Annotated in this window: 5 protein-coding genes; 4 read left to right on the top strand and 1 reads right to left on the bottom strand. The window is 74.6% G+C overall.

What is annotated here, in order from left to right; genetic code table 11:
* The first annotated feature begins 217 nt into the window (after positions 1-217).
* The 4 genes from GV126_RS32885 (at position 218) to GV126_RS32870 (ending at position 2,639) form a co-directional block, all read left to right on the top strand.
* On the top strand, positions 218-595 hold the full coding sequence (locus GV126_RS32885) for a VOC family protein (protein WP_159674696.1): 378 nt from the start codon (positions 218-220) through the stop codon (positions 593-595).
* A gap of 170 nt (positions 596-765) precedes the next feature.
* Positions 766-1,224 (top strand): hypothetical protein, encoded by a 459-nt coding sequence (locus GV126_RS32880; protein WP_159674694.1) that lies wholly within the window; start codon positions 766-768, stop codon positions 1,222-1,224.
* Positions 1,221-2,135: an isocitrate lyase/PEP mutase family protein gene (locus GV126_RS32875; RefSeq protein ID WP_159674692.1), complete on the top strand. Its 915-nt coding sequence runs from the start codon at positions 1,221-1,223 to the stop codon at positions 2,133-2,135. Before GV126_RS32880 ends, GV126_RS32875 begins: the two co-directional genes overlap by 4 nt.
* A gap of 63 nt (positions 2,136-2,198) precedes the next feature.
* Positions 2,199-2,639, top strand: a complete 441-nt coding sequence (locus tag GV126_RS32870; protein ID WP_159674690.1) for an NUDIX hydrolase — start codon at positions 2,199-2,201, stop codon at positions 2,637-2,639.
* Between the two features lie 44 nt (positions 2,640-2,683).
* Here the strand turns inward: GV126_RS32870 and GV126_RS32865 are convergent, their stop codons facing one another.
* Complete coding sequence (locus tag GV126_RS32865) at positions 2,684-3,487, bottom strand: hypothetical protein (protein WP_159674688.1); 804 nt, start codon at positions 3,485-3,487, stop codon at positions 2,684-2,686.
* Between the last annotated feature and the right edge of the window lie 15 nt (positions 3,488-3,502).

The raw sequence follows: 3,502 nt of genomic DNA, 5'->3' as shown, positions 1-3,502 counted from the left end.
GTGCCGCAGGTGCGGCGGGGGTGTCGTCACGGAGCACCCTGTCTCCGCGGCAACCCGCAGAACCTTACGGGTCGGCGAGGGGCGCGGCCAGCTCCCCCCTCAAGACTTTTTTTTCCCGGTCGGGGAGCCCGCCCCCCGCCCCCCAGGGCCGCGCGGCGCGTCCGGTGCACCTCCTGAATCCCGTTGACCGGGGCCACGGGCCTGACACAATCCGCGCATGACGTCAGCCATCCGACACACGACGATCGACTGCACCGACGCCTACTCCCTGGCCCTCTTCTGGTCGCGGGTTCTCGACCTGCCCGTCGCCGCCGACGACCGGCCGGGGGACGAGGAAGCGATGATCGAGGGCGCGGGACTGCTGTTCATCACCGTGCCCGAGCCCAAGACGGTCAAGAACCGGGTGCACCTGGACCTTCAGCCGCAGGACCGCAGCCGCGACGAGGAGGTCGAGCGGATCCTCGCCCTGGGCGCCACCCTGGCCGACGACCGCCGCAAGCCCGACGGCACCGGGTGGGCCGTGCTCCGCGATCCCGAGGGCAACGAGTTCTGCGTGGAGCGCAGTGCCGCCGAACGGGCGGCGACCGGCGGGTGAGGCACCCGCCGGGGAACTGAGCGGGCGGCGTCCCGGCCGGAGAGGGCTCGCCGGAGGAGGCCCGCCGGGAGGGGGTCCGCCGGAGGAGGCAGGTCCGCCGGAGGGGCCGCCGGCGGTCCGCCCGCGACACTTCGGCGGGGGCCGAATCGACGCGCCCCTAGCGTGGCCGTATGCCTCAGACCACTTGCGCGACGCCCTCCGCAGCCGTCACGTCCATGGTCGAGCACGTGCTCGACCTGGCCGCCACCTGGACCGCCTGGGACGGCACGCCCGCCCACGTCGACGACCGCGTCTACACCCCGCACAAGGCGATCCGCCGCGTTGCCGACCACATGATCGACCACCTGGCCGAAATGGAGGCACGGCTCGCCGGCGAGGAGCCGCAGCCCGACCACTGGCACGCCTCCGCCCTCACCACCGAGGCCGACCGCGCGCCCTTCACCGCGCAGGACCTGGAGGAGGCGCGCAGCCGCCTGACCCGGCTGGCCCGGATCTGGGCCGACCGGCTGGACGCGCTCACCGCGGCCCAGCTCGACCACTCGCCCGGTGACGGCTGGAGCTTCCGCGAACTCGCCCACCACCTCGCCGAGTCCACGTACTACGCCGACGCCGTGGGAGATCTGTCATGACCTCCGCCGTCACCGCCTTCGCCGCGCTGCACCGCACCGGTGCGCCGCTGCTGCTGCCCAACGCCTGGGACCACGCCTCCGCGCTGGCCCTGGCCGACCGCGGCTTCCAGGCGGTGGGCACCACCAGTCTCGGAGTGGCCGCGGCCGCCGGGCTGCCCGACGGCGCCGCCGCGACCCGGGAGCACACCCTCCGTCTCGCCCTCGCCCTCGGCTCGCGGCCCCTGCTGCTGTCCGTCGACGCCGAGGGCGGGTTCAGCGACGATCCCGACGACGTGGCCGCCTTCGCACACGAGGTGTGGACGGTCGGCGCGGTCGGCATCAACCTGGAGGACGGGCTCGGGCCGGCCGACCGGCACGCCGCGAAGGTACGTGCCGTCAAATCCGCCGTGCCCGGCCTGTTCGTCAACGCCCGCACGGACACGTACTGGCTGGGCGACGGGGACGAGACGGAGACCCTGCGGCGACTGGACCTGTACGTGCGGGCGGGCGCCGACGGGGTGTTCGTCCCCGGGCTGAGGGAACCGGCGGCGATCGCCCGGCTGGTGACGCGTGTGGAAGCGCCGGTCAACATCCTCTTCTCACCGGCCGGGCCCAGCCTCTCCCACCTCACCGACCTCGGTGTCCGCCGCGTCAGCCTCGGCTCGTTGCTGTACCGCAGGGCCCTGGGCGCGGCCCTGGACGCCGTGACCGCCGTCGCGGCCGACCGCGTCCCGCAGGGCACGACGCCCACGTACGACGACATCCAGGCACTCTGTCGAGGCGGGGGAGCGGTACCCGGCGGGGGCGGACCGGCGCTCGGCGGGGACGGATCGGCCCGGGTGGCGGCGAGCGGCGCGCAGGCCGCCGGAACCCGGCCGCGAGGCGCCCGGAACGAGACGTACCGCACGGACAGCGGGGCCCGGTCCTGGTAGCGTGGAGGCTTTCTGGGGTATCAGATCCTGTGGACCCATCACCGGCGAGGAACCGAGGGAACCATGGACATGGAGATCCCCGGCGAGAGGCGGCTGGCGGCCGCCGTCGTACGGGACGACCAGGGCCGGGTGCTCCTGGTGCGCCGGAGCGAACGGGAGCGGTTCCTGCCCCGCGTGTGGGGCGTGCCGTGCGGCAAGCTGGAGCCGGGGGAGTCCCCCGAGGACGGCGCGTTGCGCGAGTTGAAGGAGGAGACCGGGCTGCTCGGCGAAGTCGTGCGCAAGGTCGGCGAGTCCTCCTTCCTCAGCGACTACCGCGGCCACGAGATCAAGAACTGGCAGGACAACTTCCTGGTCCGCCCGCTGACCCGGGCGATCCACCTCCCCGAGCCGGACCAGGCGTACGCCTGGCTGGCCCCCTCCCAGCTCACCACGGTCGAGATCGACGCCTACAACCTGGACGTCGTCCGGCAGGCCGTCCGGGCGGAGCACTCCGCTCCTGCCTGACCGCCCGCCGCACACGCCCCTGGGCCGAGGGCGGGAACAGGTTTTCACGCGTCCCTGAGCAGTTCCGCGAGCGAGCCCAGCGCGGCCAGGTACTCCGGCACGCCGAGCGGCACCTTCGGCACCGTCCGCGGGCGGGGGCCCGCCGCCGTGAACACGTCGGTGTGGCGCCGCCGTTCGCCGCCCGTCTCCAGGAACAGCGTCACCGTCGGTGCGTCCGTGTCGCACCAGGCCCGGTGCAGGGTGTGCGCGGGAAGGGCGTAGTCGCTGCCCGCCGCGTACCGCCCCGCGTGGGCCAGCCGCAGCCGTGCCGGTCCCACGGGCTCCAGTCGCCAGTCCGCCGTCCGGCCGGGAGCGAGCGACTCCTGATAGCGGGCCGCCGGGATCCCGCCGCCGCGCGGCGCGTGCGCCTCGCCCGGCTCCTGTGCCTCGCCCGGTTCCCGTGCTCGGCCAGGGCCGTCCGCCTCGCCGGGCTCATGGGCGTACAACTCCATCGCCAGCCGACCGCGCACCACGTAGGAGGCCAGCGCGCAGCGGTGGTTGTGGATGTCCTCCGCGCCCGCCCCGCCCGCGCCGGGGTGCCACACGTGCGCGCGCAGCATGTGCCGGGAGCCGTCCCGGAGCAGCAGCAGCTTGTCGAACCCGAGCACGTGCCGGTACGACAGCCGTGCGTTTCCCGCCGGGTCGCCCTCGCCCGCGGCCAGCTCGGCGACCAGCTCCGACAGCCGCTCCGCGGAACCGAGTCGGACGACCACCGAGCGCGCCGCGGCCACCCGCTCCGCCTCGGACAGCGGACCGTCCAGCACCTCGGCCAGCAGCCGCCGCGCCGCCGACACCTGCCGACCGCCCATGGACCCGCCCCCTCC

This window comes from Streptomyces mexicanus (assembly GCF_902506575.1).
Classification (GTDB): domain Bacteria; phylum Actinomycetota; class Actinomycetes; order Streptomycetales; family Streptomycetaceae; genus Streptomyces; species Streptomyces mexicanus.
This window is presented reverse-complemented; position numbering and strand designations above follow the sequence as displayed.

What these genes read in the sequence shown, in the direction of transcription:
- GV126_RS32885 (WP_159674696.1), top strand. Translation starts at nt 218, where the DNA reads ATGACGTCAGCCATCCGACACACGACGATCGACTGCACCGACGCCTAC.
- GV126_RS32880 (WP_159674694.1), top strand. Translation starts at nt 766, where the DNA reads ATGCCTCAGACCACTTGCGCGACGCCCTCCGCAGCCGTCACGTCCATG.
- GV126_RS32875 (WP_159674692.1), top strand. Translation starts at nt 1,221, where the DNA reads ATGACCTCCGCCGTCACCGCCTTCGCCGCGCTGCACCGCACCGGTGCG.
- GV126_RS32870 (WP_159674690.1), top strand. Translation starts at nt 2,199, where the DNA reads ATGGACATGGAGATCCCCGGCGAGAGGCGGCTGGCGGCCGCCGTCGTA.
- GV126_RS32865 (WP_159674688.1), bottom strand. Translation starts at nt 3,487, where the DNA reads ATGGGCGGTCGGCAGGTGTCGGCGGCGCGGCGGCTGCTGGCCGAGGTG.